This is a genomic window from Agromyces sp. NSFZ, from assembly GCF_056156205.1.
Window position 1 is genome coordinate 1,507,928 of the sequence record NZ_CM149585.1, and the last position, 26,260, is coordinate 1,534,187.

Here is a 26,260-nt window from a genome sequence, read left to right on the forward strand (position 1 = left end):
CAGGAGATAGCGCTGCTAGCTAACGCCCTCAACCTGCTGGTACCGATGTCGACCGACGAAGGCGGCTTCCACGCTCCGTCGATCCTGGAGTTCTTCCCCGAGGTCGTGCTCTTCGAGGGCACGCCCTTCGCGATCAACCGCATCATGATCGTCCGTTTCGTCGCGGTCGCGGCGCTCCTGCTCATCTTCTGGCTCGGCACGCGCCGCATGCAGGTCGTTCCCGGCCGCTTCCAGAGCCTCGTCGAGATGGGCCTCGACTTCGTGCGCGTGAACATCGCCGAGGACCTGCTCGGCAAGAAGGACGGCAAGCGCTTCCTGCCGATCCTCATGACGATGTTCTTCATGATCCTGTTCATGAACCTGACGGGCATCATCCCGTTCCTGAACATCGCGGGCACCTCGGTCATCGGCGTTCCGCTCGTGCTCGCCGTCGTCTCGTACGTCACCTTCATCTACGCCGGCATCAAGAAGAGCCCGGGCGGCTTCTTCAAGAACTCGCTGTTCCCGCCCGGCGTGCCGATCTTCGTGCTGCCGATCGTGGCGCTCATCGAGCTCATCTCGACGTTCATCCTGCGCCCCGTCACGCTCACCCTGCGACTCCTGATGAACATGATCGTCGGGCACCTGCTGCTCGTGCTGTTCTTCTCCGCGACGCACTTCTTCCTCTTCACGCTCGGCGGGGCATGGACGGTGCTCGCCGCGGGCAGCCTCGCGTTCGGCTTCGCCTTCACGCTGTTCGAGATCCTCGTCGCCCTCCTGCAGGCGTACGTCTTCACGCTCCTCACCGCGGTCTACATCCAGCTCGCGGTCGCCGAGGAGCACTGAGCCGGGCACTCGCCCACTTCACTCCCTAAGAAAGGAAACACCAACGTGGACGCAACCACCGTTCTCGCGGAGATCAGCGGCAGCATTGCGACGGTCGGATACGGCCTCGCCGCGATCGGCCCGGCCATCGGCGTGGGCATCGTCGTCGGCAAGACGATCGAGGGTGTCGCCCGCCAGCCCGAGCTCGCCGGCCGCCTGCAGGTCCTGATGTGGATCGGCATCGCCTTCACCGAGGCGCTCGCGTTCGTCGGCATCGCGACCGGCTTCATCTTCGGCTTCTGATCCGCCCGCTCCAATCGAGGAGGCAACTGTGCTTCATGCACTCGTGAGTGCTGCAACCGAGGGGGAGTCACCCAACCCGCTGTTGCCGGCCGCCTACGACATCATCTGGTCGGCGGTCATCTTCGTGGTGCTGCTCCTGTTCTTCTGGCGCTACGTGCTGCCCCGGCTCCAGAAGCTGCTCGACGAGCGCGCCGAGGCCATCGAGGGCAACATCGCGAAGGCCGACGAGGCGCAGCGCAAGGCCGAGGCGGCCCTCGAGGAGTACACCGCCCAGCTCGCCGACGCGCGTGCCGAGGCGGGTCGCATCCGCGAGACCGCCCGCGAAGACGGCAAGAAGATCGTCGCCGAGGCCAAGGACCAGGCCGTGAGCGAGGCCGCGCGCGTCACCGCGAGCGCGCAGGCGCAGATCGAGGCCGAGCGCCAGTCGGCACTCGTGTCCCTCCGGTCCGAGGTCGGCACCATCGCGATCGACCTCGCCTCCGGCGTGATCGGCGAGTCGCTCTCCGACGACCAGCGGGCCAAGGCCGTGGTCGACCGCTTCCTCGCCGACCTCGAGGCATCCGAGGCCACCGCCGGAGGGAAGAAGTAACCCATGGGTAGCGCTACGAGAGAGGCCCTGGCCGAGACGCGGGCGGCGCTCGCGTCGCTCGGCCGTCCCGCGCTCCCGGTCGCGGAGGACCTCCTCGCCGCGGGCCGCGTCATCGGGTCGACGTCGCAACTGCGTACCGCCCTCACCGACACCGAGGCGGATGCCGCGCAGAAGCGCGCGCTCGTCGAGGCGGTCTTCGGTCGCAGGATCTCGGCCGACGCGGCGACGCTGCTGGTCAGTGCGGCCTCCAGCCGCTGGTCGAGCGCGGCCGACTTCCTCGCGGGAATCGAGGAGCTCGGGTTCCGGCTCGCCGCCGACAGCGCAGGAGAGGGCGTCGACATCGACGCCGAGCTCTTCTCCTTCGAGCGCACGGTCGCCTCCGACGCCGAGCTCGAGCTCGCGCTCGGGTCGAAGCTCGGCTCGCGGCAGGCCAAGGTCACCCTGGTCGAGCGGCTGCTCGGCAGCGCGTCGCCAGCGGCGCTCGCCATCGTGCGACACCTGGTGCAGGACCCTCGTGGTCGTCGCATCGGCGAGATGCTCCGCAGCGCGGCCTCGGTCGTCGCCGACCAGCGCGGCTTCGACGTCGCGACGGTCACGACGGCCGTTCCGCTGACCGCCGACCAGCTCGCTCGCCTCGAGCAGGGCCTGTCGGCGCAGGCCGGGCGGCGCATCCGGTTCGACACCATCGTCGATCCCGCCGTCCTCGGCGGGGTTCGCGTGCAGATCGGCGACGACGTCATCGACGGTTCCGTCGCCAGCCGCCTCGGCGCGCTGAGGCAGAAGCTTGCCGGCTGACGCCGGACCCACAACGACCGGCGTCCGCGCCGCGACACACCAGTAGCTGTACAACCAGTACAGAAAAGGGCCTGGCCCGCAGAGAAGGAAATGGCAATGGCAGAACTCTCCATCAGCCCCGACGAGATCCGTTCGGCTCTCTCGGAGTTCGCCCGGGACTACGAGCCGGGCGCGGCCCAGAAGACCGAGGTCGGGTACGTCACCGACGCCGCCGACGGCATCGCCCACGTCGAGGGACTGCCCTCGGTCATGGCGAACGAGCTCGTGCGCTTCGCCGACGGCACGCTCGGCCTCGCGCTGAACCTCGAGGAAGACGAGATCGGCGTCGTCGTGCTCGGTGAGTTCACCGGCATCGAGGAGGGCATGGAGGTGACCCGCACCGGCGAGGTCCTCTCGGTGCCCGTGGGCGAGGGATACCTCGGCCGGGTCGTCGACCCGCTCGGCAACCCGATCGACGGATTGGGCGAGATCACCGGCATCGAGGGCCGCCGCGCCCTCGAACTGCAGGCGCCTGGCGTCATGCAGCGCAAGTCGGTGCACGAGCCGCTGCAGACCGGCATCAAGGCCATCGACGCGATGATCCCGGTCGGCCGCGGCCAGCGCCAGCTCATCATCGGCGACCGCCAGACCGGCAAGACGGCCATCGCGATCGACACGATCATCAACCAGAAGGCCAACTGGGACTCGGGCGACCCCAACAAGCAGGTGCGTTGCATCTACGTCGCGATCGGCCAGAAGGGCTCGACGATCGCGGGCGTGAAGGGCGCGCTCGAAGAGGCCGGCGCCATGGAGTACACGACCATCGTCGCGGCGCCCGCGTCCGACCCAGCCGGCTTCAAGTACCTCGCGCCCTACACCGGTTCGGCCATCGGCCAGCACTGGATGTACGACTCGAAGCACGTGCTCATCATCTTCGACGACCTGTCGAAGCAGGCCGAGGCCTACCGCGCCGTGTCGCTGCTGCTGCGCCGCCCGCCGGGCCGCGAGGCGTACCCCGGTGACGTCTTCTACCTGCACTCGCGTCTGCTCGAGCGTTGCGCGAAGCTCTCCGACGACCTCGGTGCGGGCTCGATGACGGGACTTCCGATCATCGAGACGAAGGCCAACGACGTCTCGGCGTACATCCCGACCAACGTGATCTCGATCACCGACGGCCAGATCTTCCTGCAGTCCGACCTCTTCAACGCGAACCAGCGTCCGGCGGTCGACGTCGGCATCTCGGTCTCCCGAGTCGGCGGCGACGCGCAGGTGAAGTCGATCAAGAAGGTCTCCGGCACGCTGAAGCTCGAGCTCGCCCAGTACCGCTCGCTCGAGGCGTTCGCGATGTTCGCGTCCGACCTCGACGCCGCGAGCCGCCGCCAGCTCGCCCGCGGTGCACGCCTGACCGAGCTGCTCAAGCAGCCGCAGTACTCGCCGTACCCGGTCGAGGAGCAGGTCGTGTCGATCTGGGCCGGTACCAACGGCAAGCTCGACGAGGTGCCCGTCGAGGACATCCTGCGCTTCGAGCGCGAGTTCCTCGACTACCTCGGCCGCAACACCACCGTGCTCACCGAGCTGCGCGACACCAATGTGCTCTCCGACGAGAACGTGGCCACGCTCGAGTCCGAGGTCGACAAGTTCAAGCTCGAGTTCCAGACGGGTGAGGGCAAGCCGCTCGCATCGGTCGGCTCCGAGCAGTTCGAGGCGATCGCCGAAGAGGATGTCAACCAGGAGAAGATCGTCAAGGCTCGCCGCTAGGCGTCACGGCCTCGATCGGATCTAGGGATACAGGAGAGAAATGGGAGCGCAACTTCGGGTCTACCGGCAGAAGATCAAGTCTGCCCAGACGACGAAGAAGATCACCAAGGCGATGGAGCTCATCGCCGCCTCGCGCATCCAGAAGGCGCAGGCGCGTGTGACGGCTTCGACGCCGTACTCGCGCGCCATCACCCGCGCGGTCTCGGCCGTCGCGACGTACTCGAACGTCGACCACGTGCTCACGACCGAGCCCGAGACGATCGAGCGGGCGGCCGTGGTCATCCTCACGTCCGATCGGGGCCTCGCGGGTGCGTTCAACTCGCAGGTGCTGCGCGAGGCCGAGGAGCTCAGTGAGCTGCTCCGCTCGCAGGGCAAGGAGGTCGTGTACTTCCTCGTCGGTCGCAAGTCGGTGGGCTACTTCCAGTTCCGTCGCCGGGATTCCGAGCGGCAGTGGACGGGCAGCTCCGAGAACCCCGAGTTCGAGCTGGCGAAGGAGATCTCCGACGCGGTGCTCGAGGCGTTCCTGCGAGATGCCTCCGACGGTGGGGTCGACGAGATCCACATCGTCTACAACCGGTTCGTGAGCATGATGACGCAGACCCCCGAGGTTGTCCGCCTGCTTCCCCTCGAGGTCGTCGAGGGCGTCGAGGAGCCCGACGCGACGGTGCAGCCGCTCTACGAGTTCGAGCCCGACGTCGAGACCGTGCTGGACTCGCTGCTTCCGGTCTACATCGAGAGCCGCATCTTCAACGCGCTCCTGCAGTCGGCGGCGGCCAAGCACGCCGCGACGCAGAAGGCGATGAAGTCGGCGAGCGACAACGCCGACAAGCTCATCACCGACTACACCAGGCTCGCGAACGAGGCGCGTCAGGCCGAGATCACGCAGCAGATCGCCGAGATCGTGGGCGGCGCCGACGCGCTCGTCGTGAAGAAGTAATCCAGAAAAGAGAGAGCCAGAATGACTGACACCGCAACCGCGCCGGTCGCCGAGTCGACCGCCGGCGCCGTCGGCCGCATCGCCCGCGTCACGGGCCCCGTCGTCGACATCGAGTTCCCGCACGACTCGATCCCCGAGATCTACAACGCTCTCCAGACCGAGATCACCCTCGGCGGCGAGACCACGACGCTCACGCTCGAGGTCGCGCAGCACCTCGGCGACGACCTCGTGCGTGCCATCGCGCTGAAGCCGACCGACGGCCTGGTCCGCGGCCAGGAGGTCCGCGACACCGGTGCCGCGATCTCGGTGCCCGTCGGCGACGTCACCAAGGGCAAGGTCTTCAACGTCATCGGCGAGGTGTTGAACGGCGAGCCCGGCGAGCAGCTCGAGATCACCGAGCGCTGGCCGATCCACCGCAAGCCCCCGGCCTTCGACCAGCTCGAGTCGAAGACGCAGCTCTTCGAGACCGGCATCAAGGTCATCGACCTGCTCACCCCGTACGTGCAGGGTGGCAAGATCGGCCTCTTCGGCGGTGCGGGCGTCGGCAAGACCGTCCTCATCCAGGAGATGATCCAGCGCGTCGCGCAGGACCACGGTGGCGTGTCGGTGTTCGCGGGCGTCGGCGAGCGCACGCGTGAAGGCAACGACCTCATCCACGAGATGGAGGAGGCGGGCGTCTTCGACAAGACGGCCCTCGTGTTCGGCCAGATGGACGAGCCGCCCGGGACGCGCCTTCGCGTGGCCCTGTCCGCCCTGACGATGGCGGAGTACTTCCGCGACGTGCAGAAGCAGGACGTGCTGCTGTTCATCGACAACATCTTCCGCTTCACGCAGGCGGGTTCCGAGGTGTCGACCCTGCTCGGCCGCATGCCCTCTGCGGTGGGCTACCAGCCGAACCTCGCCGACGAGATGGGCATCCTGCAGGAGCGCATCACCTCGACGCGCGGTCACTCGATCACCTCGCTGCAGGCGATCTACGTGCCGGCCGACGACTACACCGACCCGGCGCCGGCCACGACCTTCGCGCACCTCGACGCGACGACCGAGCTCTCGCGTGAGATCGCCTCGAAGGGCCTGTACCCGGCCGTGGACCCGCTGACCTCGACGTCGCGAATCCTCGACCCCCGGTACCTGGGTGAGGACCACTACCGCGTCGCCACCACCGTCAAGCAGATCCTCCAGAAGAACAAGGAACTGCAGGAGATCATCGCGATCCTCGGTGTCGACGAGCTCTCCGAGGAAGACAAGATCACGGTCTCGCGTGCGCGCCGGATCCAGCAGTTCCTCTCGCAGAACACCTACATGGCGAAGAAGTTCACGGGCGTCGAGGGGTCGACCGTGCCGCTGAAGGACACGATCGAGTCGTTCGACGCGATCGCCCGCGGTGACTTCGACCACGTCGCCGAGCAGGCCTTCTTCAACGTCGGACCGATCACCGACGTCGAGGAGAAGTGGGCGCAGATCCAGAAGGAGAACGGCTGAGCATGGCCGCCCTCAACGTGAGCGTCGTCTCGGCCGACCGGGAAGTCTGGGCGGGCGAGGCGAGCATGGTCGTCGCCCGCACCGTGGAAGGCGAGATCGGCATCCTGCCCGGTCACGAGCCCATGCTCGCCATCCTGGCGGGCGGCGAGGTGAGGGTGACCCTCGCGGGCGGTGAGAAGATCACCGCCAACGCCGAGGACGGCTTCCTGTCGGTGCATGCTGACGCGGTGCAGGTGGTCGCCTCCCGCGCCGAACTCGCCTGAGGAGGTTCGGATGCCGGGGGAGCAGCCGATCGATCGTCAATTCGGTGACCTGAGCGTCACCCAGCTCGTCGTCATGGCGGGCCTACCGGGCGCGGGCAAGTCGACGATCGCGGAGATCGTCGGCGCCCGGCTCGGTGCCACCGTCGTGTCGGTCGATCCCATCGAGTCCGCGATCCTGCGCGCCGGGATCGATGCCGACCAGCCGACGGGACTGGCCGCGTACCTCGTCGCCGAGCAGATCGCCGAGAAGGAACTCGAGTCGGGTCGCACGGTGATCGTCGACGCGGTGAACGCCGCAGAGGCGGCGCGCCTGCAGTGGCGTGACTTGGCCGATCGCACCGACGTGCGCCTGCGGGTCATCGAGGTGGTCTGCTCCGACGAGGGCCTGCATCGTGAGCGCCTCGAGAAGCGGGAGCGCCGGTTGCCCCACCTCGACGAGACGACGTGGCGCGCGGTCGAACAGAGCCTCGAGGGCTACGCCGCGTGGACAGGCCCGAGCTCTGCGCTGCCGCGTATGACGATCGACAGCGTCGGCTCCCTCGGATCGAACGTCGACGCCGCCCTCGCGTTCATCGCGTCGTAGATGCTCGTCCTGCTGCCGCCGTCGGAGACGAAGCGCGACGGCGGCGAGGGTTCACCTCTCGACGTCGCCTCGCTCTCGTATCCCCGGTTCACCGCACTCCGGCTCGAGCTGATCGAACGTGTCGGTGCGCTCGCTACGGATTCCGAGGCGATGATGCGGGCGCTGAAGCTCGGTCCTCGCCTCGCCTTCGAGGTGGAGCGGAACCGGACGCTGCGCACCTCGCCGACGATGCCTGCCATCGACCGGTACACGGGGGTCCTGTTCGACGCGCTGGACGCCGGCTCCCTCGACGCACGGGCGAGGTCGTTCGCGGCTCGCACCCTCGTGGTGCATTCGGCGCTGTTCGGTCTCGTCGGCGCGCTCGATGCGATTCCGGCGTACCGGCTCTCGCATGACTCGCGTCTGCCGGGCCTGGGGCTGCGCCGACACTGGCAGGGGGCGATCGCCGCGTGTCTCGCCGATGCCGAGGGCCTCATCGTGGATCTCCGGTCGGAGGGATACGCCGACCTCGGCACGGCACCGGCAAGAACGGACAGCGTGTTCGTGCGCGTCGTGGCCGAGGATGCCGACGGACGCCGGCGTGCCATGAACCACTTCAACAAGCAGGCGAAGGGGCGCTTCACGCGCGCCCTCCTCGAGTCGAGAACCGAGCCCGGCTCGGTCGACGAGCTCATCGACTGGGCCGCCGCGGCGGGATTCACCCTGGAGCTGGGGCGGTCACCGTCGGGCGACGCGCCGCGCGAGCTCCAACTCGTCGCCTGAGCCAGTCGGATCGGGCGCTTTCAGTCCGCGCCGACCACCGCGGGCGCCGCGGTTCGTGCGCGGTGACACCCGGAAAGGTGGTCGTCGACCATGCCGGCGGCCTGCATGAGGGCGTACATCGTGGTCGGGCCGACGAAGCGGAACCCCCGCTTGCGGAGCTCCTTGCTCATCGCGGTCGATTCGGGCGTCACCGCGGGCACCTCGGCGAAGGTACGCGGCGAAGCTTCGCGCGGGGCAGGCGCGAAACTCCAGAGCAGCTCGGGGAGCGGCTGCTCGAGGGCGAGGGTCGCGCGCGCGTTCTGGATGGTCGCCTCGATCTTGCCGCGATGACGGATGATGCGCTCGTCGCCGAGCAGGCGCTCGATGTCGGCCTCGGTCATGGCCGCGACGCGTTCGGCGTCGAACTCGTGGAAGACCTCCCGGAAGGCGGGGCGTCGTCGCAGGATCGTGATCCACGAGAGTCCGGCCTGGAACCCCTCGAGGCAGACCTTCTCGAACAGCCGCACGGGGTCGCGCTGGGGCGTGCCCCACTCCTCGTCGTGATAGCGGCGGTACTCGGGGTCGGTGGCACCCCACCCGCACCGCACGAGGCCGTCGTCGCCCTGGATGAGCTCGGCGCGCGGGATGACGCTCACGCCGCGAACCCGATGCGTTCGTGCCCGAGGAGCCAGAGCTTGGTGGGGATGCCGTTGCCGCCGGAGTAGCCCGTGATGCGGCCGTCGGAGGCGAGCACGCGATGGCAGCCGACGATGATGGGCACGGGGTTCGCGCCGACGGCGCCACCGATCGCCCGGGCCGAGCCTGGCTTGCCGACGGCGGCAGCGAGTGCGCCGTAGGACGTGGCCTCGCCGCAGCGGAGCCGTTCGAGCTCGTGCCAGACCGCCAGCTGGAAGGGCGTGCCGACGAGCCGCACCGGCACGTCGAACTCGGTGCGGGTGCCGGCGAAGTACTCGACGAGCTGCTCGCGTGCGGCATCGAGGACGGCGTTCGATCGCTCGGGCTCGCCGTCGTGAGGGAGTGCACCGTCGCGCTCGATGTTGAGTGCGGTCACGGCGACCTCGTCGCCGAGGAGCTCGAGGCGCCCGATGGGGCTGTCGAGACGGGTGAGGAACACGCTGGTCATGGTTCGAGCGTAGCCGCGGCATCCGACATCGACTCGCGGGAATCGGACATCGCGGAACCTCGACCAGCAGGCCCGCTGTGGAGGACGAGTCCGCCCTAGGCTGAGGGGATGACCGGACTCGAGCACCGTCCCCTCGGCCGCTCCGGCCTCCGCGTCTCGGCGGTGGGCCTCGGCGGCAACAACTTCGGCCGCGCGGGCACCGCGACCGCGACCCAGGAGGGGACCGCGGCCGTCGTCGACGCCGCGCTCGACGCGGGCGTCACCCTCATCGACACCGCCGACGTGTACGGCCGGGAGTACGGGCTCAGCGAGGCGCTGCTCGGGCGAGCGCTCCGCGGTCGCCGCGACGAGGTCGTCATCGCGACGAAGTTCGGGCACAGCGGCATCCGCTCGGCCCTGCCGTCGTGGGGAGCGGGCGGATCGCGTCGCTACATCCGGCTCGCGGTGGAGGGCTCCCTCCGGCGGCTGCAGACCGACTGGATCGACCTCTACCAGCTGCACACCCCGGATCCCGGCACACCCATCGACGAGACGCTCGCCGCGCTCGACGACCTCGTGCGAGCGGGCAAGGTCCGCTACCTCGGGCACTCGAACCTGTCGGGGTGGCAACTCGCCGAGGCGGAGTTCGTCGCACGCGAACTCGGCACCGCCCGCTTCGTCTCGGCGCAGAACGAGTACAGCCTGCTCGCCCGCGGCGCGGAGGTCGAGGTGCTGCCCGCGGCCCGTCACCTCGGCGTCGGCTTCCTGCCCTTCTTCCCGCTGCAGAACGGACTGCTGACCGGCAAGTTCCGACGCGACGAGCGCCCGGCCGACACTCGCATCATGCGGCAGCGGCCGCACCTCGTCGAGCAGGCCCCGTGGGAGGTGCTCGACCGGTATCGTGCATTCGCCGAGGAGCGCGGCCTCACCATGCTCGAGGCGACGTTCGGGTGGATGCTCGCCCAGCCGGCGCTCGCGAGCGTGATCGCCGGGGCGACCCGGCCGGAGCAGGTCCGCCAGAACGCCGCGGCGGGTCCGCGCTGGCAGCCCTCCGAGGCCGAGGTGGCCGAGGTCTCGGAGATCTTCGCGGCTCGCTGACTCCCCCTCAACACGCTCGTTCGGGCGTGCGGTCGCCCCGGACCGGCGGCGGCGACCACGGTGACGGATGCCGCTGCCGCACGCTGGCCCGCATGACCACCATCATCCGCGCCGGCGCGGCACACGACCTGCTGGCGCTCGTTCCGGCGCTGGCCGGCTTCCGTCCGACTCGATCCGTCGTCTGCATCGCCTTCAGCGGCACTCGCTCCATCGGCGTGCTCAGGCATGACCTTCCCCGAAGGGCGCGCGACCGTGTGGCCCTCGTCACGTCCATCGTGGGCACGCTCTGCCGCATGCGCGGCGTCGACGGCGTGGTGCCGATCGTCTACACCGACCGAACGTTCGCCGCAGCACGCGGCCTGCCCGAGCGCACCCTGCTCGGCCTCGTGGTGCGAGGTGCCGAGCAGGCCGGCTTCCTCGTGCGAGACGCACTCTGCCGGGCGTCCGATGGCTGGGGGTCGCTCCTCGACCCCGACACGCCGAGCTCGGGGCATCCGCTGGCCCGCATCGAGCAGAGCGAGGCCGCGGCGCTCGTCCCCGACGGCGATGCGGATGCCCCGGTCGTGACCGGCGCGCTTCCCGAACCCGATCCGGCCTCGGCCGCCGCGATCGCCGAGGAGCTGGCAGCGCTCGCCGACCCGGGGCGCGTGGAGGGATGCCTGGAGCGGCTCGGGCGCGAGGCGGACCCCGTCGAGCTCGTCGAGGCCCTCGTGGCGGAGTCGTCCGCTGCGGATCCTCCGCATCGGCTGGCGTGGTTCGCGCACCTCGCGGCGTCGCCCCCGATACGCGACGCCATGATGCTGCAGCTCGCGTTCGGCGCCGACGTAGGCAGGCTCGCGCTCGACGACGCCGAATCCACCGCTGTCCGTGCCGATTCGAACGGTGAATCCGTCGACCGCCTCGTCGGGCGCGAGCTGGAGCTCGGCACCGAGGGCGAGGTGAGCCGCGCGCTCGGGAACCTCCTGCTCGGGCAGGCCACGACGCGGCCCGAGTCCCGACGTGTCGAACGCGCGCTCGGTGTGCTGCGCCGGCTCATCGTCGAGGCGCCCGCCGACCGGCGGGTGGGGCTGCTCTGCATCGCGGCCTGGCTCGCCTGGTCGCTCGGCCGCGGTTCGGCGGCCGGCGCGCTCATCGATCGCGCGGTCGCGGCCGAGCCGCAGCATTCCATGGCGAACCTGCTGTCGGCGTTCATCGGCAGCGGCGCCCTGCCCGAGTGGGTCTTCGCCGCCGCCGGGGAGGATCCCGGCGATCCCGACGGCGGTGCTCGCGGGTCGCGGAGAGGACCGGGATCCGAACCGGAGACCCCCGACTTCAGTGACCGGTGAGCGGGGCGATCAGGCGCGCGGCCATCGAGGGCCGGCGGGTGACGTGCTCCTCGAGATCGGCCAGCTGCATGCCGAGGATTCCGAGGTTCGCGCCCGCGAAGCGCAGCGGCTCGGGTTCCCACAGCGGCGAGCGGTGGTTCGTCCACGGCAGCCGGGTGAGCTCGGTGTCGCGCCCGAGCACGAGGTCGGCCAGCGTGCGTCCGGCGAGGTTCGTCGTCGACAGCCCGTCGCCGACGTAGCCCCCGGCGAAGCCGACGCCGGTCTTCGGGTTGTAGCTCGCAGTGGCGTGCCAGTCCCGGGCGACGCCCAGGGGGCCGCCCCAGTGGTGCGTGATGCGCGCCGACGCGGCGGCCGGGAAGAGGTCGCCCAGCGACTGCCGCAGGTGCTCGAAGACCCGGTCGACGCGTTCGAACGAGGGGTCGACCCTGCTGCCCCAGTGGTAGCGGGCGCCCCGCCCACCGAACGCGAAGCGGTTGTCGGCGGTGCGCTGCCCGTAGACGAGCAGGTGGCGGTAGTCGCTGAACGTCTGGCCGTGCTCGATGCCGATCTCGTCCCAGACGTCGTCACCGAGGGGCTCGGTGGCGATCATGAGGGAGTACAGCGGCAGGATGCGCCGGCGGACCCTCGGCAGCTGCGGCCCGTAGCCCTCGAGCGCGATGATCACGTGCCGTGCCCGCACGGTGCCCTCGAGACCGTCGTCGACGGCACGGAACCGGACCATGCCGGCAGCCCAGTCGACGACTTCGGTTCGTTCGAAGATCGTGACGCCGAGCGAGTCCACGACCTTCGCGAGCCCGCGCACGAGCTTCGCCGGGTGCACCCTCGCGCAGGCGGGATCGAACGTGGCCGCGGGCCGGCCGTCGTCGACGCCGGTCACCCCGAACCTCGCGGCGACTGCGCCCCCGTCCCAGTACTCGAGCCGGTCGACGCCGACCTGACGGGCTTCCTCGACGTCGGCTCGGGCGGCCCGGCGCTGCACCTCGGTGCGGGCGAAGACCACCGTGCCGCCGCGCTCGTAGTCGCAGTCGATGCCCTCGGCCGACGCGACGCGGCCGACCTCGTCGACCGTGTCGATCATCGCGCGGCGCATCGCGGCGGCGGCGTCGAAGCCGTGCTCGCGCTCGAGGGACGCCGCCGACCGCGGGAACAGCGCCGAGCACCATCCGCCGTTGCGCCCGGAGGCGCCGAAGCCCGCGATCTCGCGTTCGAGCACGGCGATCCTGAGTGTCGGATCGGCCTTCGCCAGGGCGTACGCCGTCCAGAGCCCCGTCAGCCCGCCGCCCACCACGCACACGTCGAACTGCGCGTCTGCCGTGAGCGGGGGTCGGGGCGCGAGGTCATCGCGCCCCGAGACCACCAGGTCGTCGAGCCAGAAGCCCGATCGGCGGTACGAGGCCTGCGACGCGTTCGTCGTCGCAGGCCGGCGCACCCCCGTCATCAGACGCGTGCGGGCACGAGGAGGTGCTCTCCGCCGTGGCGGTGACCCTTGAAGTCCGCCGCGCGGTTCGTGGCCTCGGTGAGCACGCCGCGCAGGATCTGCTCGATCTCCTGGAACTCGGGCACGCCGATCGTCAGCGGCGGGGCGAGCTGGATCACGGGGTCGCCGCGGTCGTCGGCGCGGCAGTACAGCCCGGCGTCGAACAATGCCTTCGACAGGAAGCCGCGGAGCAGGTGCTCGGACTCCTCGTCGTTGAACGTCTCGCGGGTCGTCTTGTCCTTGACCAGCTCGATGCCGAAGAAGTAGCCGTCGCCGCGCACGTCGCCGACGATCGGGATGTCCAGCAGCTTCTCGAGTTCGGCGCGGAACAGCGGCGAGTTCTCGCGGACGCGCTCGTTGAGCCCCTCCTCCTCGAAGATGTCGAGGTTCTCGAGCGCGACGGCGGCCGACACGGGGTGACCGCCGAAGGTGTACCCGTGGTAGAACGACGTGGTGCCGGTGCGGAAGGGCTCGTAGATGCGGTCGGAGATGATCGTGGCGCCGATGGGGGAGTAGCCCGACGTCATGCCCTTCGCGCACGTGATCATGTCGGGCTGGAACCCGTAGGTGGTCGACGCGAACATGTTGCCGATGCGTCCGAAGCCCGTGATGACCTCGTCGGCGACGAGCAGCACGTCGTACTGGTCGCAGATCTCGCGAACGCGCTGGAAGTAGCCGGGGGGCGGCGGGAAGCATCCGCCCGAGTTCTGCACCGGCTCGAGGAAGACGGCCGCGATCGTCTCGGGCCCCTCGAAGAGGATCATCTCCTCGATGCGGTTCGCCGCCCAGATGCCGAAGGCCTCGACGTCGTCGGCCGGCGCGCCCACGTCGGCAGCGCGGTAGAAGTTCGTGTTCGGCACCCGGAAGCCGCCGGGGGTGACCGGCTCGAACATCTCCTTCATGGCGGGGATGCCCGTGATGGCGAGCGCACCCTGGGGCGTGCCGTGGTAGGCGACCGCCCGCGAGATCACCTTGTGCTTCGTGGGGCGGCCCTGGAGCTTCCAGTAGTACTTGGCGAGCTTGAAGGCCGTCTCGACGGCCTCGCCGCCTCCGGTGGAGAAGAACACGTGGTTGAGGTCGCCGGGCGCGTAGCCCGCGAGGCGGTCGGCCAGCTCGATCGCCGCGGGGTGCGCGTACGACCAGATCGGGAAGAAGGCGAGCTCCTCGGCCTGCTTGGCCGCAGCCTCGGCGAGACGTCGGCGGCCGTGACCGGCGTTCACCACGAACAGGCCCGAGAGCCCGTCGAAGTACTCGCGGCCCTCGATGTCGTAGATGTGGTGGCCCTTGCCGCGCGTGATGATGGGAACGCCCGACGTCTCCATCGTCGACTGACGGGCGAAGTGCATCCAGAGGTGGTCCTTGGCCTTCTGCTGCAGCGCCGCGTCGTCGTAGCCCGCGGCTCCGAGGCTCGTGGCCGGGTCGAGGGTGGTCATCTCTGTCCTCCTTTGCGGGGCCCGCTCAGCGGGTGCCCCAGTTGTAGAACTGCTTCTGCAGCTTCAGGTACACGAACGTCTCGGTGCCGAGCACGCCGGGCAGCCCCCTGATGCGCGAGTTGAGGAGATCGATGAGCTCCTCGTCGTTCTCGCACACCACCTCGGCGAGCACGTCGAAACTGCCCGCGGTGAGCACCACGTAGTCGATCTCGGGGATCTCGGCCAGGCGCTCGGCGAGCTCGCGCGTGTCGCCGCCGGCGCGGATGCCGATCATGGCCTGCCGCGTGAAGCCGAGCTGCATGGGGTCGGTGACCGCCACGATCTGCATGACGCCCGACTCCGTGAGTCGCTGCACGCGCTGCCGCACGGCCGCCTCGCTCAGGCCGACCGCCTTGCCGATGTCGGCGTACGAGCGGCGCCCGTCGGCCTGCAACTGCTCGATGATCGCCTTCGACACGTCGTCGAGGATCACCGGGCGCGCCGAGGCCGGGCGGGCTGTGTTCGTCATTCGTCGATTGTGACAGTGAGGGATGCCGCATGCAAGTGAATCAGTCGAAATGCAGGTCCCGGACAACTGATTCCACATCTGCTCCCTCGCTTTCACGACGGATCCCCGGCTACCATGGGCGCACGGCGCCACCCCGAGCGCCGAGGGCGGCCGCGGTCGCCCAGGCACCGACCAGAGGACGCACCCGCATGGGCAACGCACCACTCCGCAACTTCATCGGCGGCGAGTACGTCGAGGCGCGCGGCGACGAGGCCATCGACCTCATCGACCCGGCGACCGAGGAGGTCTACGGCACCTCGCCCGTCTCGACGACGGCCGACGTCGACGCCGCGTACCGCGCGGCATCCGACGCCTTCGAGGTGTGGGGCGAGACGACGCCCGCCGAGCGCCAGCTCGCGCTCTTCCGCATCGCCGACGCCATGGAGGCGCGGGCCGAGGAGTTCGCCGACCTCGAGTCGCAGGACACCGGCAAGCCCCGGGCGACGCTCGTCGCCGACGAGATCGTGCAGTCGGTCGACCAGCTCCGGTTCTTCGCGGGGGCCGCCCGGAATCTCGAGGGCCGCTCGGCCGCCGAGTACCTCAAGGACCACACGTCGTTCGTGCGCCGCGAGCCGATCGGCGTCATCGGCCAGGTGACCCCCTGGAACTACCCGCTCAACATGGCGGTCTGGAAGGTCGCACCGGCCATCGCGGCCGGCAACACCGTGGTGCTGAAGCCGAGCGACACCACGCCGCTGTCGACGCTGCTCCTCGCCGAGGTCGCCGCCGAGTTCCTGCCGGCCGGCGTCTGCAACGTCGTGACGGGCGACCGTTCGACGGGCAGCGAGCTCCTCGGCCACGAGACCCCGCAGATGGTCGCGATCACCGGCTCCGTGCGCGCCGGCATGGAGGTCGCGCGAGCCGCGGCATCGGACCTGAAGCGCGTGCACCTCGAGCTCGGCGGCAAGGCGCCGGCCATCGTGTTCCCCGACACCGACCTCCGCCAGGCCGCCGCGGGCATCGTCACGGCGGCGTACTTCAACGCCGGGCAGGACTGCACGGCCGCGACCCGCGTGATCGTGCACGAGTCCGTGCACGACGAGCTGGTGGCCGCGCTCGTCGCCGAGGCACGCGAGAACGCGCGCACGGGCGGCCCTCGCGAGGACGGCGTGCTCTACGGCCCCCTCAACAACGCCAACCAGCTCGCGCACGTCTCGGGCTTCATCGATCGCCTCCCCGACCACGCCGACGTCGCGCTCGGCGGACGCAGGCAGGGCGAGGTCGGATACTTCTGGGAGGCGACGATCGTCACGGGGCTCCGACAGGACGACGAGGCCGTGCAGCGCGAGATCTTCGGGCCCGTGCTCACGGTGCAGACCTTCCGCGACGACGCCGAGGCGCTCGCCATGGCGAACGGCGTGGACTACGCGCTCGCGTCGTCGGTGTGGACGAGCGACCACGGCCGCGCGATGCGCTTCGCCAAGCGCCTCGACTTCGGCTGCGTCTGGATCAACACGCACATCCCATTCGTGTCGGACATGCCGCACGGCGGGTTCAAGCACTCGGGCTACGGCAAGGACCTCTCCAACTACGGCTTCGAGGACTACACGCGGATCAAGCACGTGATGAGCGCCATCGGCTGACGACCCGGCCCGACGGTGCCAGACTTGTCGGCATGGTCGCGGGATCCCTCATGAGCGCCGCCGTGCCCGGCGCGATCGCGTGGGACATCGTCGTGGGCGAGCGGTTCATCGCCGCGCTCGCCGCCCCCGCAGTCGATGCGGGCGTCTCGGCGCTCGCCGAGGCGGCCGGCGACGACCGCGTGCAGATCGAGGCCCTCGTCGGCGCGATGCCCGCCGGGCCCGCCGGCCACGTCGGGTCGTTCGCGATCGTCTGGTGGCCGGGTCCGGACCCGACCGAGGTGACCGCGGTGGTCCGCGGCGACGCCGTCGTCGACCTCACCTCGCCCGGCGGGACGCGACGGTTCGACGCCCGCGGCATCCGCCCATGGCATCTCGCGGAGTTCGCCGAGGTGGTGGCGTTGCGCATCACCTCGGGCGACGCCCCCCTCGACCGGCTCGGCGGGGCGTCCGACCCCGTGCCGCACGCCAGGGCGAGCCTGTGCGCGACCGCCATCGAGTGGGAGTCCGCCCCGAACGCCGCACGCGATGCGGCACGAGCGCTCCGTGACGCCGCCGCCGCGGCCGCGGTCGCCGACACCATCCTCGTGCCTCGGAGCCTGCTGCCGCACCCCGCAGACGCCGACACCGTCCGCACGACGCGGCGGCCAATGGACGCCCCGACCACCCCGGTTCCGATCCCCGCGTTCGACCTCGAGCTCCCCGGCCGTTCGACCGCCGCGAGCGGGTCTCCGACGGGCGCCCCGCACGCCTCCGGTGAGCCCGTGCCGGCCAGTGCAGCGCCCGCCGAGGCCGAGGTCCTCGTCCCCGCCATCCGCATCGGCGCCGCCCCGCCGCGTCCGATCACTGCGCCCGTGCTCATCGGCCGCCGCCCGGTGCCGCCGCGCGTCCCGGTGGCGGGCGCCCCGCACGAGCTCGTGCCAGTGGACTCCCCGCGCGCGGTCGTCTCCGGCACGCATCTCGAACTGCGCGTCGAGGGCACCCGGCTCGTGGCGACCGACCTCCGCTCCACGAACGGCACGGTCGTGCGCAGCCCGTCGGGAACGCGGCGGATGCGATCGGGGGAGTCCATCGTCGTCGCCCCGGGCACCATCCTCGACCTCGGAGACGGTACGATCATCGAGATCTCCCTCGCTCCCGCCCCCGGAGCCCCCGGAGTCCCGGCAGCCCGATTCCCGACAGACAGCAGGCCGCACCCGTGACGCAGATTGGCAACGGCATCGCCCGGCATCGCGTCGCCCTGCCCGACGGCAGCGAGCTGGAGATCTCGTGGGCCGCGGTGACCGACACCGGCCTGCGGCGCGAGGTCAACGAGGACAGCTTCGTGGCGCAGGCGCCCATCTTCGCCGTGGCCGACGGCATGGGCGGGCACGCGGCCGGCGACTTCGCGAGTGCCGCCGTGGTCACGCGGCTGGCGGAGCACGGCGGCAAGCCGATCATGGGCACGCCCGAGATCGACCAGTCGCTCCGGCTCGCCGTGCAGGACATGGGCCGCGGCGCAGGCGTCACCGACGAGGGCAGCGGCACGACCGTCACGGGCGCCGCCATCGGTGCCATCTCCGACGAACCGGCGTGGATCATCTTCAACATCGGCGACTCCCGCGTCTACCGGCTCGTCGGCGGCGTCCTCGAGCAGCTCACCGTCGATCACTCGATCGTGCAGGAACTCGTCGACGCCGGGCAGATCACGCGCGAGGAGGCCGACACGCATCCGCACTCGAACGTCATCACGCGCGCGGTCGGCTTCCATGAGGCGCCGATCCCCGACTACCGCGCCATTGCGATCGAGGAGGGGATGCGCCTGCTCATCTGCTCCGACGGCCTGACCAAGGAGCTCACTGCGTACGGCATCCGGCACTTCCTGATGGCCAACCGGAAGGCCGACGCCGCGGCGCGGCAGCTCCTCGAGGCGGCCCTGGGCAACGGCGGCCGCGACAACGTCACGGTCATCGTCCTCGACGTGCTGAAGGTCGTGCGTCCCCCGGGGGCCCGGCACAGCGCCGACGGCGGCGACCTGCACTGACCGACGCCCCGGGCTGCGCCATGTGAACACCGCTTCGTCGTGGCATCCGTCGCCAACCTACAATGGGGGCACCGGTCGCCGCCGGATCTCGGGTGGCGTCGAGGCACCGGAGTGCAGGGAGGAACGTGTCGAGGCGTCTGCCGTCCACTCCGCCGAACCTGCCCGGGTTCGCGTTCATCCGCGTGCTCGGCTCCGGCGGGTTCGCCGACGTGTTCCTCTACGAGCAGAACATGCCGCGCCGCCTGGTCGCGGTGAAGGTGCTGCTCGCCGAGGTCGTGAACGACGAGATGCGCCAGATGTTCCAGGCCGAGGCCAACATCATGGCGCAGCTCTCCTCGCATCCGTCGATCCTCACCGTCTACCAGGCCTCGGTCGCCGCCGACGGCCGGCCGTACATGGTCATGGAGTACTGCTCCGCGGCGCTCGGGCAGCGCTACCGCGCGGTGCAGCTTCCGCTCGCCGAGGCGCTCTCGATCGGCGTGCGCATCGCCAGTGCCGTCGAGACGGCGCACCGGCAGGGCGTGCTGCACCGAGACATCAAGCCCTCGAACATCCTGACCACGGCGTACGGGCACCCGGTGCTCAGCGACTTCGGCATCGCGGCGACGCTCGGCGAGGCCCAATCGTCCGACGCCGTCGGCCTGTCGATCCCGTGGTCGGCGCCGGAGGTGCTGCACGACGACATCTCGGGAACCGTCGCGAGCGAGGTGTGGTCGCTCGGGGCGACGGTGTACTCGCTCGTCGCAGGTCGCAGCCCGTTCGAGGTTCCGGGCGGTGACAACTCGTCGATCACGCTGATGTCGCGGATCGAGAAGGCGAAGCTCGCCCCGACCGGCCGGCCCGACGTGCCCGAGAGCCTCGAGCGCGTGCTCGCCAGGGCGATGTCCCGCCGGCCGCGGGATCGGCAGGTGACGGCGCTCGAGTTCATCCGCGACCTGCAGGCGGTGGAGGAGGAGCTCGGGCTCCCGCAGACGCCGCTCGAGGTGGCGATGGACGACTGGGCGCTCGCCACCGCCGTCGACCTCGACGAACGCACCCGCATCAACGGGCAGCACGCGATCGACGGCGGTCTCGGCATGCGCCGGCGCATCCGCAGGTCCACCCCGCGCGGCGCGGGATCCGCGCTCGGCGGCGACGCGCGATCGTTGGAGCCGTCGACGGGCCGAGCCCGCGTCGCGCCGCCGACCGCGAAGCGTCTCGTGTGGGGCATCTCCCTGGCGGCGCTGCTCCTCATCGCCGTGGTCGGCGCGGGGATCCTCACCGTGCTGCAGGGCTCGCGGTCGATTCCCGTCGTCAGCGACGTGGAGGGAGCGTTCGACGGTGCCGCCGTGGTGTTCACCTGGGACGATCCCGGCATCCAGAACGGCGACGCCTACGTCGTCACGGTCGACGGCGAGCCGCGGCCGATGCAGCGCGCGGCTCGCGTCGACGTGGCCGTCGACGACGGAGATCGCGTGTGCGCGAGTGTGACCGTGACCCGCGACGGCAAGTCCGGGGCGCCGAGCGCGGAGCGCTGCGTCGACGTGGAGCCGGGGGTGGGCTGATGCGGATGCCACGCCTCACCGCCCACCGGTCGGCGCTCGCGACGGCGGGCGCCGTCACCGCGATCGTCGCCCTCGTGGCCGGCGTCGCGGTGGCATCGGGAGGGTACGCGGCGCAGCGGGTGGATCTCGGCGACGCGGCCGTGTGGGTCGTGAACGACGGGCTGCAGGTCGTCGGTCGCGCCAACACCGCGGTGCACGAACTGAATTCCGTCGTCGAGACCGGCGGGTCGTCGTCCGAGGTCGTGCAGCACGGCTCGACGGTGCTTGTGTTCGATCCCGACCGCGCGAGCGTCGGGGTGGTCGACCCCACCACGTCGACCGTCGTCGAGACCGTGGCCGTGCCCCCGGAGTCCAGCGCCGTCGCGCTGGCGGGGTCGCGCGTCGTCGTCGCTGCCGACGGCGACGTCTGGTCCGCGCCGGTGTCGGAGTTCGCCGACTTCGACAGTGAGGCCGACCCGATGCTCACGTTCGGCGCGGGCGCCGTGACCAGCGTCGACCCCGCCGGCGTCATGTTCGCGTACACGCCCTCGACGGGTGTGGTCGCCCGGGTGGATGCCGCGGAGGCCGAGACGGTCGCCGCGCGGTGGCAGGTCCCGGCCATCGGCGGGGACCCCGACGTGCAGGTGACATCCGTCGACGGCCGGTGGGTGGTACTCGATGCGAAGGCGGGCACCCTCTGGGTCGACGGACGCAAGGTCGACCTGGCCGAGGTGCTCGAGCCGTCGTCGGACCCGGTGCTGCAGGCGCCGTCCCTCGAGGGCGACGCGGTGGCGATCGCGCATCGGCGCGGCCTCGTGGAAGTGCCGCTCGACGGCGGCGAGCCGCAGGTGCTCGTCGACGACGTCGTGGGCGCGCCGGCCGCCCCGGTGCAGCACGACGGATGCCTCCACGCCGCATGGGGGCGCGGGGAGGCGTGGCGCTCGTGCCCGGGCTCGCGGGAGCGGCAGGTCGAGCTCGACGGCGCCACCGGTGCTGGCGACCTGGCGTTCCTCGCCAACGGTGAGGCGCTCGTGCTCAACGACCGCGGGAGCGGCAAGTCCTGGGCCGCCTCCGCCGACTACGGGCTCATCGACAACTGGGACGACCTCATCCGCGACGAGCGGAACGAGGAGACGGTCGAGCAGAACGACCCCGACCAGAAGCCGGTCCTCGAGAAGAGCCAGGTGCCCCCGGTGGCCGCGGCCGACGAGTTCGGCGCTCGCCCGGGGCGCTCCACCCTGCTGCCCGTGCTGCTCAACGACTACGACGCCAACGGCGACGTGCTCGTCGTCGACGGCGTCGACGGCGAGCTCCCCGGCGGCGCCCGGCTCGACCGGGTGTCGGACAACCAGCAGCTCCAGCTCACCCTCGGCGACGAGGCATCCGGAACCGTCTCGTTCGGCTACACGGTGGGCGACGGGCGCGGCGGCACGGCGCACGCCACGGTGACCGTCACCGTGCGCGACCCCGACGAGAACGCGCCGCCGGTGCAGCGACGCGAGACGAAGGCCTCGGTCGAGGGCGGCGGACGCCTCACCACGGCGGTGCTCGGCGACTGGGTCGACCCCGACGGCGACCCCTTCTTCCTTCGGGAGGTGCAGACCGCCGAACCCGACAAGGTGTCGTCGACCGCCGACGGCGTCGTCGTCTTCACCGAGCAGGGCGGCGCCGGTGCCGCGCGCACGGTCTCGCTCGCCGTCTCCGACGGCCGGGATGACGGGGCAGGAGTGCTCAGCATCACGGTGCGAGCGCCGGGCGAGGTCGCCCTCATCGCCGAGCCGTTCGTGGCCCTCGCCACCGCCGGCGAGGAGATCCGCATCGAACCGTTGCGCCACGTGCGCGGCGGCTCGGGCCACGCCCGCCTCAGCGCGGTGCCCGCCAAGCCCGACGTGGAGCTCGTGCCCGACTTCGACGGCGGGAGCTTCCGGTTCACGAGCGCCGCCGTGCGCACGCACTACATCGAGTACACCGTGAGCGACGGCACGCAGACCGCCACGGGCCTCGTGCGGGTCGACGTGTCGGCGCCGCCCGACCGCGACACGACGCCGATCACCGTGCCGCACACCGCGTTCCTCAGGCTCGAGCGGGCCGTCGACGTGGACGTGCTCGCGACCGACATCGACCCCACCGGCGGCGTGCTCATCGTCACCGGCCTGGTCGGAGAGGACGACGTCGAGGCCGAGGGGGTTCGCGTCGAGATCATCGACCACCGCATCCTGCGGGTCACCCTCACGCAACCGCTGGCCACGGGCTCGACCGTGTTCGGCTACCGGGTGAGCAACGGGCTCGCCGAGGCCGAGGGCGAGGTCACGCTCGTGGAGGTGCCTGAGCCGAGCCGCACGCAGCCGCCCGTTGCGGCACCCGACACGGTCTCCGCCCGCACCGGCGACGTCGTCGACATCGCCGTGCTCGACAACGACGAGCATCCCGACACACTGCCGATCACGCTCTCGCCGCAGCTCGTCCAGAAGCCCTCCGCGGGGCTCCTGTTCGCGGCCGGCGACCGCCTGCGCTACTTCGCCCCGAACGAGGCAGGCGAGTTCGAGGCGGCATATCGCATCGACGGGCCCGACGGCCAGTTCGCGACCGCGACCGTGCACATCTCGGTGCGCGAGGCGGACCCCGAGACCAACAACGCGCCGGTGCCGCAGACCGTGACGGCGCGGGTGCTCGCCGGCGACACCGTGCGCATCCCCATCCCGCTCGGGGGCGCCGACCCCGACGGCGACTCGGTGCAGCTGCTCGGCCAGGAGTCCAACCCGGATCGGGGCGCGGTCGTCGCTCGCGGCGGCGACTGGCTCGAGTACGAGGCGGGGGAGTACTCGGCCGGCACCGACACGTTCCAGTACGCGGTGGTCGACGCGCTGGGCGCACGCGCCACCGGCTCGATCCGCGTGGGCGTCGCCCCACGGCTCGACGGGGCCCGCACACCGATCGCCGTCGAGGACGACCTCACCGTGCGCCCCGGCCGCACGGTCTCGGTGCGCGTGCTGGCGAACGACTCCGATCCCGACGGCGGAGCGCTCGTCCTCCGCTCGGTCGAGCCGACGACGCCCGGAGCACGCGCACGCGTCGAGGGCGACGTCATCCGCGTGGACGTGCCCGAGGGCGAGGGCGACTACGGCTTCATCTACACGGTGGAGAACGAGCGCCTCGGTGCGGCATCCACCTTCCTCCGGATCGAGGCCCGCGACGACGCGCCGCTCGCCCAACCGGAGGCCGGAGACACGGTGCTGACGCTGAGCGACATCCTCGGCGAGGAATTCGTCGACGTGGCGGTGCTGCGGAACGCCTTCCTCGCCGACGGCGACGCGGCCGATCTCGACGTCGCCCTCGTCGACGGGTACGATCGCGGCGCGCAAGTGCGCCGCGACGGGTCGGTCCGCGTCGAGGTCGAAGACGCGCGGCGCATCATCCCGTTCTCGGTGGGCCACCCCGAGGACCCCGAGGTCCGGTCGTACGCGTTCATCTGGGTGCCGGGGCGTGATGACGCGCTTCCGCAGCTCCGTCGCGACGCACCCGAGGTGCGCGTGCAGAGCGGCGAGGAGATCGTGCTCGAGCTCGAGGAGTACGTCATCGCCGCTTCCGGCCGGCCGGTGCGCCTCACCGACGCCGCGACCGTGCGCGCCTCGCACAGCGACGGCGGCGACCTCGTGGTCGACGAGGACACCCTCCGGTTCCAGAGCGAGCCGGGATACTTCGGCCCTGCGTCGCTCTCGTTCACCGTCACCGACGGCGAATCACCGGCCGATCCGACCGGTCGCACGGGCACCATCGTGATCCCGATCACGGTCGAGCCCACCGATGACCAGCCGCCCGCCTTCACGGGCGGGGTCATCGACTTCGAACCGGGCCAGTCGAAGACCATCGACCTCGTGCGGCTCACGAACTACCCGTACCCCGAGGCGCTCGACGAGCTCGAGTTCCGGGTGCTCGAGCCCGAGCCGGCGGGCTTCGGGGTGGCGCTCGACGGCCAGCAACTGACGATCACGACCGCCGAGTCCACGCCGTCCGGCACGCGTCAGGCGGTGTCGATCGCCGTCGCGGACGATCGGGGCGAGGGCAAGCCGGGGCGCATCGAGCTGCGCGTCGTCCCGTCGACGCGTCCGCTCGCGCAGCCGGCCCCCGACCTCGCCGTGGCGGCGCGCGGTCGCACGACGACGATCGACGTGCTCGCGAACGATCGCGCGACGAACCCCTTCCCGGCCACGCCGCTCCGGGTGGTCGGCGTGCGCGGCCTCGGCGACAGCCTGCCCGCCGGCGTGTCGATCGAGCCGAGCGAGGACCGCTCGACGCTCAACGTGTCCGTGTCGCCCGCGGCCGCACCCGTCAACACCACGCTGCAGTACCAGGTGGCCGACGCGACCGACGACCCCAGCCGGTACGCCTGGGGCACCGTCACCATCTCGGTGCAGGACCGTCCCGATCCGGTGACGGGCGCGCAGGTCACGGGCTTCGGCGACGGCAGCCTCGACGTGGTGTTCGGGGCAGGCGCCTTCAACAACTCGCCGATCACCGGGTACGACATCTCGCTCGTCGCCCCCAATGGTGAGGTCGTCGGCACGTCGACCTGCGGCGCGACGACCTGCACGGTGCCCACACCCGGCAACGGCCAGGGCAACGCCGTCACCGTGCGCATCCAGGCGCGGAACTCCATCGGCCTCTCCGACCCCGCCGACGCACCCGGACCCATCTGGTCCGACGTCATCCCGCCGCCGCCCACGGGACTTCGCGCGCTCCCGCTCGACGGGGGACTGCGCATCGAGTGGTCGCCCGTCGACACCGGGGCCGGCAGCGCCGTGCGCTCCTACGTCGTGACGGTCGGCGGGGTCTCCACCGAGGTGGATGCCGCGGGCTCGTGCACGCCGACGACCTGCTCGACGCAGGTCGGCGGCCTCACGAACGGCAGCCAGGTGCCGTTCTCGATCAGCGGTCGCAACGAGGCGTACCCCGCGCTCGCCGTCTGGACGTCGGCGGGCGGCACGGGCGTGCCCTTCGGCGCGCCGGTCGCGGGCGGCATCGACGTCGCCGGCGACTCCGCCGCCGGCACCGTCACGGTGTCCTGGTCGCCGTTCTCCGGCAACGGGGACGCCATCGGCGGGTACTACGTGCAGCGACTCGCCGACGGCCAGACCTCGGTGCCGTCGGGCCCGCAGGCCTGCTCGGTCACGAGCCCCGCGCCCGGTGAGGTGGTGCCGCCCGCGAGCGGCGGCACGGTCGCCGAGGTCGTGCAGGTGGGGCCGGATGCCGCGAGCGTGCAGTTCACGGGCACGGCGACCGAGTCCACCCGCTACTCCTTCGTCGTGTGGGGCTACAACCGGGCCGGATGCGTGAGCACCGAGGTCGCCGGCATCGTGGTGCGCCCCGCGCCGAGGACCGTCACCGACGTCGCGAGCGCCATGGACTGGATGAACGCCGAGACCTGGGACCGCTACATCTCCGACGTCAACGCCGGGCCGCGGCTGCAGATCGTCGCCGTCGACGCCAACGGGGTGCAGCTCGGGTCGCCCGTCGAGTTCCGCGGTTCCGGATGGCTCCGCTCGCTGCTCGGCCGTCCGTTCGGCGAGGCCGCACGGTTCCAGGTGCGCGAGTGCTCCGTCTGGGGCAGTTGCGGTCCCTGGTCGCAGGTGCTGCCGAGCGACGCGCAACCCTCGCTCACCTTCGCCCTGCCGAGCCGGGTGTGGAGCGAGGCCGACAAGACGTGGTCGTGGACCGCGGCCCCCGAGAACTCGGGACTGCCCGTCGCCTTCACCTGCGGCATCGACGGGGACCGCGACGGACGAACCGCCCAGACGGCCACCACGTGCCAGATCCCCGAGGCCAAGCCGGGCGACCGGGTCTGGTTGGATGTTGAGATCGCGGGCGTGAAGGCCAGGTACTGGAACCGATGAGCGAGG

At 71.0% G+C, this 26,260-nt stretch carries 22 protein-coding genes; 17 read left to right on the top strand and 5 right to left on the bottom strand.

Features of this window, described 5'->3' with window-relative positions; genetic code table 11:
• Positions 1-45 precede the first annotated feature (45 nt).
• The 10 genes from atpB to ACVFI9_RS07145 all read left to right on the top strand — a co-directional run bounded on the left by atpB (position 46) and on the right by ACVFI9_RS07145 (position 8,255).
• Complete coding sequence (atpB, locus tag ACVFI9_RS07100; protein ID WP_474765367.1) at positions 46-825, top strand: F0F1 ATP synthase subunit A; 780 nt, start codon at positions 46-48, stop codon at positions 823-825.
• Positions 826-870: 45 nt separating this feature from the next.
• Positions 871-1,107: an ATP synthase F0 subunit C gene (gene atpE, locus ACVFI9_RS07105; protein WP_067947113.1), complete on the top strand. Its 237-nt coding sequence runs from the start codon at positions 871-873 to the stop codon at positions 1,105-1,107.
• A 28-nt stretch (positions 1,108-1,135) separates the two neighbouring features.
• Complete coding sequence (locus tag ACVFI9_RS07110; protein WP_474765368.1) at positions 1,136-1,696, top strand: F0F1 ATP synthase subunit B; 561 nt, start codon at positions 1,136-1,138, stop codon at positions 1,694-1,696.
• 3 nt (positions 1,697-1,699) lie between these two features.
• Positions 1,700-2,491 carry a F0F1 ATP synthase subunit delta gene (locus ACVFI9_RS07115; protein ID WP_474765370.1) on the top strand — a complete coding sequence of 264 codons (792 nt, stop codon included), beginning with the start codon at positions 1,700-1,702 and terminating at the stop codon, positions 2,489-2,491.
• Positions 2,492-2,587: 96 nt separating this feature from the next.
• Complete coding sequence (atpA, locus tag ACVFI9_RS07120) at positions 2,588-4,228, top strand: F0F1 ATP synthase subunit alpha (RefSeq protein WP_474765372.1); 1,641 nt, start codon at positions 2,588-2,590, stop codon at positions 4,226-4,228.
• Positions 4,229-4,268: 40 nt separating this feature from the next.
• Positions 4,269-5,165, top strand: a complete 897-nt coding sequence (locus tag ACVFI9_RS07125) for a F0F1 ATP synthase subunit gamma (protein ID WP_474765373.1) — start codon at positions 4,269-4,271, stop codon at positions 5,163-5,165.
• A gap of 21 nt (positions 5,166-5,186) precedes the next feature.
• The gene (gene atpD, locus ACVFI9_RS07130) at positions 5,187-6,647 is read left to right on the top strand and encodes a F0F1 ATP synthase subunit beta (protein ID WP_474765375.1); all 1,461 of its coding nucleotides are present in this window, start codon (positions 5,187-5,189) and stop codon (positions 6,645-6,647) included.
• Between the two features lie 2 nt (positions 6,648-6,649).
• Positions 6,650-6,910 (top strand): F0F1 ATP synthase subunit epsilon, encoded by a 261-nt coding sequence (locus ACVFI9_RS07135; protein ID WP_474765376.1) that lies wholly within the window; start codon positions 6,650-6,652, stop codon positions 6,908-6,910.
• Positions 6,911-6,920: 10 nt separating this feature from the next.
• Positions 6,921-7,493 carry a P-loop nucleotide/nucleoside kinase family protein gene (locus ACVFI9_RS07140; protein ID WP_474765377.1) on the top strand — a complete coding sequence of 191 codons (573 nt, stop codon included), beginning with the start codon at positions 6,921-6,923 and terminating at the stop codon, positions 7,491-7,493.
• Entirely contained in the window at positions 7,494-8,255 is a 762-nt protein-coding gene (locus ACVFI9_RS07145; RefSeq protein ID WP_474765379.1) for a YaaA family protein, read from the top strand.
• A gap of 20 nt (positions 8,256-8,275) precedes the next feature.
• Here ACVFI9_RS07145 and ACVFI9_RS07150 read toward each other — a convergent pair whose 3' ends face one another.
• Positions 8,276-8,881: a DNA-3-methyladenine glycosylase I gene (locus ACVFI9_RS07150; protein WP_474766197.1), complete on the bottom strand. Its 606-nt coding sequence runs from the start codon at positions 8,879-8,881 to the stop codon at positions 8,276-8,278.
• 5 nt (positions 8,882-8,886) lie between these two features.
• Positions 8,887-9,378: a methylated-DNA--[protein]-cysteine S-methyltransferase gene (locus ACVFI9_RS07155; protein WP_474765381.1), complete on the bottom strand. Its 492-nt coding sequence runs from the start codon at positions 9,376-9,378 to the stop codon at positions 8,887-8,889.
• A gap of 108 nt (positions 9,379-9,486) precedes the next feature.
• Here ACVFI9_RS07155 and ACVFI9_RS07160 point away from each other — a divergent pair, with 108 nt between their 5' ends.
• The gene (locus tag ACVFI9_RS07160) at positions 9,487-10,455 is read left to right on the top strand and encodes an aldo/keto reductase (protein ID WP_474765382.1); all 969 of its coding nucleotides are present in this window, start codon (positions 9,487-9,489) and stop codon (positions 10,453-10,455) included.
• A 92-nt stretch (positions 10,456-10,547) separates the two neighbouring features.
• Entirely contained in the window at positions 10,548-11,780 is a 1,233-nt protein-coding gene (locus tag ACVFI9_RS07165; protein WP_474765383.1) for a DUF4192 family protein, read from the top strand.
• Here the strand turns inward: ACVFI9_RS07165 and ACVFI9_RS07170 are convergent.
• Genes ACVFI9_RS07170 through ACVFI9_RS07180 form a run of 3 tightly spaced genes read right to left on the bottom strand, consistent with a single transcriptional unit; the run spans position 11,767 to position 15,198 of the window.
• Complete coding sequence (locus tag ACVFI9_RS07170) at positions 11,767-13,209, bottom strand: NAD(P)/FAD-dependent oxidoreductase (RefSeq protein ID WP_474765385.1); 1,443 nt, start codon at positions 13,207-13,209, stop codon at positions 11,767-11,769. The genes ACVFI9_RS07165 and ACVFI9_RS07170 overlap by 14 nt on opposite strands.
• An 8-nt stretch (positions 13,210-13,217) precedes the next feature.
• Positions 13,218-14,690, bottom strand: coding sequence for an aspartate aminotransferase family protein (locus ACVFI9_RS07175; protein WP_474765386.1), 1,473 nt, complete (start codon positions 14,688-14,690; stop codon positions 13,218-13,220).
• A gap of 25 nt (positions 14,691-14,715) precedes the next feature.
• Positions 14,716-15,198 (bottom strand): Lrp/AsnC family transcriptional regulator, encoded by a 483-nt coding sequence (locus ACVFI9_RS07180; RefSeq protein WP_474765388.1) that lies wholly within the window; start codon positions 15,196-15,198, stop codon positions 14,716-14,718.
• A gap of 188 nt (positions 15,199-15,386) precedes the next feature.
• Between ACVFI9_RS07180 and ACVFI9_RS07185 the strand changes: the two genes are divergently transcribed.
• From ACVFI9_RS07185 to ACVFI9_RS07205, 5 genes are all read left to right on the top strand, one after another.
• Positions 15,387-16,820, top strand: coding sequence for a gamma-aminobutyraldehyde dehydrogenase (locus tag ACVFI9_RS07185; RefSeq protein ID WP_474765389.1), 1,434 nt, complete (start codon positions 15,387-15,389; stop codon positions 16,818-16,820).
• 32 nt (positions 16,821-16,852) lie between these two features.
• Positions 16,853-18,019, top strand: coding sequence for an FHA domain-containing protein (locus ACVFI9_RS07190; protein WP_474765391.1), 1,167 nt, complete (start codon positions 16,853-16,855; stop codon positions 18,017-18,019).
• Positions 18,016-18,840 carry a PP2C family protein-serine/threonine phosphatase gene (locus ACVFI9_RS07195; RefSeq protein WP_474765393.1) on the top strand — a complete coding sequence of 275 codons (825 nt, stop codon included), beginning with the start codon at positions 18,016-18,018 and terminating at the stop codon, positions 18,838-18,840. Before ACVFI9_RS07190 ends, ACVFI9_RS07195 begins: the two co-directional genes overlap by 4 nt.
• A gap of 125 nt (positions 18,841-18,965) precedes the next feature.
• Entirely contained in the window at positions 18,966-20,384 is a 1,419-nt protein-coding gene (locus ACVFI9_RS07200) for a serine/threonine-protein kinase (RefSeq protein ID WP_474765394.1), read from the top strand.
• Positions 20,385-20,389: 5 nt separating this feature from the next.
• Positions 20,390-26,254 (top strand): Ig-like domain-containing protein, encoded by a 5,865-nt coding sequence (locus tag ACVFI9_RS07205; RefSeq protein WP_474765395.1) that lies wholly within the window; start codon positions 20,390-20,392, stop codon positions 26,252-26,254.
• Positions 26,255-26,260 lie beyond the last annotated feature (6 nt).